The sequence below is a fragment of the Pseudoalteromonas sp. SG43-7 genome (assembly GCF_014164295.1).
In the GTDB taxonomy this organism is placed as follows: domain Bacteria; phylum Pseudomonadota; class Gammaproteobacteria; order Enterobacterales; family Alteromonadaceae; genus Pseudoalteromonas; species Pseudoalteromonas rhizosphaerae.
Genome location: NZ_JACJEY010000130.1, coordinates 1 through 1,758, shown reverse-complemented (window position 1 = coordinate 1,758; position 1,758 = coordinate 1). Strand labels below are relative to the sequence as shown.

3 protein-coding genes are annotated in these 1,758 nt (G+C 37.2%); all 3 read left to right on the top strand.

The genetic code is table 11. The annotated features are described in order from the left end of the window. Nucleotides 1-172: 172 nt before the first annotated feature. The 3 genes from H5200_RS23045 to H5200_RS23035 all read left to right on the top strand — a co-directional run bounded on the left by H5200_RS23045 (nucleotide 173) and on the right by H5200_RS23035 (nucleotide 1,409). Nucleotides 173-454, top strand: a complete 282-nt coding sequence (locus H5200_RS23045) for a hypothetical protein (RefSeq protein ID WP_182762807.1) — start codon at nucleotides 173-175, stop codon at nucleotides 452-454. A gap of 114 nt (nucleotides 455-568) precedes the next feature. Continuing rightward, entirely contained in the window at nucleotides 569-1,042 is a 474-nt protein-coding gene (locus tag H5200_RS23040) for a hypothetical protein (RefSeq protein ID WP_182762805.1), read from the top strand. A 67-nt stretch (nucleotides 1,043-1,109) separates the two neighbouring features. Continuing rightward, complete coding sequence (locus tag H5200_RS23035; protein ID WP_109874722.1) at nucleotides 1,110-1,409, top strand: hypothetical protein; 300 nt, start codon at nucleotides 1,110-1,112, stop codon at nucleotides 1,407-1,409. Nucleotides 1,410-1,758 lie beyond the last annotated feature (349 nt).

Genomic DNA, 1,758 nt, shown 5'->3' with positions numbered 1-1,758 from the left:
GCTATGTTTATTCATGTTAGCCTCTGCTGTTTAGTTAATTGATAAACTAATTATGGCTCTGGCTTTGAATTAAGCTAACCCACGAAAAGCGGAGGCTAACACCGTGTGGGAGTCATTATGTCTATATGCCTACAGGGATTTCAGTAAGTTGATATTTTATGTTGAAGAGATAATGCCAAATGGTGATGTTAAAATTATATTTTCCTCACTATTTCGATATGTCGGCCTAACTCTAGTCGCCATGTGTTTTATATTTGCTTTTATCCAAGAGCAAAGGCTTTCACTGGGGGCTTGGTTTTTGTTTGCTTTTTGGGTAGTTGTTTTTCTTTATGCTACTCGAACTGCGAGAAAGCAAGTTAAGGCGGCTTTAAATAGTGGCAATGTATTTCAATCAGGCTCAGGTTGGAGCTTCAGGAATCCAGTTACGTATGTCATTCATAAATCCGGCACATAACAAACCAATGTTGTTCAGCCAGCAAGCTGGCTTGGGAAAATTACTCGCTGGCACTTCGTGCCAAAACACTCGCAATTTCCCCAAATTGGGGCGTTAGTTTGCAGGGAGGCACTTTTGAAATATCTAATATCTCTTTTACTTTTACTGTTTAGCTTCAATGCTATTTCTAAAGATCTGTCAATTGAATTGGCCAATCTAATTAAAGAAGAGTCATTTTTATATTCTTTAGATTTTAATACCTTCAAATTAAACGAAAATAAAAGTTCAAATAACATGGTTAGCTCTGTATCAGAGCATAATTACACTATTAAAGATGAATCATTATTTATCAATAACTTATCTATTTTTGATGCTAACGAAATCCTTTTCGTAAAACACTTTGAAGATTTTGACTTTGTTATAATTCGAGAAACATATAACTCTTTTAGTAACCCACTTAAGTTATTAGTCGCGGTTGCGGGTCACCCTATGCAAGTAACAAAGATATATGCTTTAAAAATTAAGGCGGGTAAAGTTCAAGATGATATTCGTTTATTAAAGGAAGACAATGCATCATCTTGGGCGGTGAAGGTGGCAATTGCAAACTAACAAACCAATCATTCCGACCTCAACTCGCTGCGCTCGTTGCGTCGGCATATTGGGGCGTTAGGTAGCTATGGGAAGTAAATTGGAAAGGAAGGAGTTAGAACTCTACAAACGAACTGATGAGATTTTACATTATGTGTGGGATCCAATAGGCGTTGCTGATATCCCAGGTGCTAGAGATGAATACCATTCCTATTTGCCTAAAGTATTTAAGCTCGTACTGAACGATTCAAAAAATCATGAAATATCTTCATATTTAGAGAAAGTAGAGTCAGGTTCGATGGGACTTACTCCTTATCCTAAGAAAAACTTAGAAGTTGCAAATCTACTTTTAGAAACGAAGGAATGGATTTTTGAACAAACTACCTAACAAGCCAAGTCAGCGGGAATTTTACTCGCTGAAAAACGCTCATAAAATCCCCTGCTTGGGGCGTTAGGTGTTTATGAGATTAGTAGCATTTTTCTATCTTTTATTATTTTTTCCGATCCCAAAGTCTTTCGGTACGGAGCTTTACTCACATGGAGAAGCAAAAAATAAAATAGCGCCTCTTTTATCTAAATTAAAAGCTGGTGTAACGTAAGCGTCTAGCAAAGTGCACCTGCCAGTAACTCGTCAAACCGATTAAACTATTTCTTAATTTCAATTAGGAGATAGCCATGAGAAAAATGCGTAGCCTTGAGCAGTGGCGCAACATTATCGAAGAACAACAAGCCAGCGA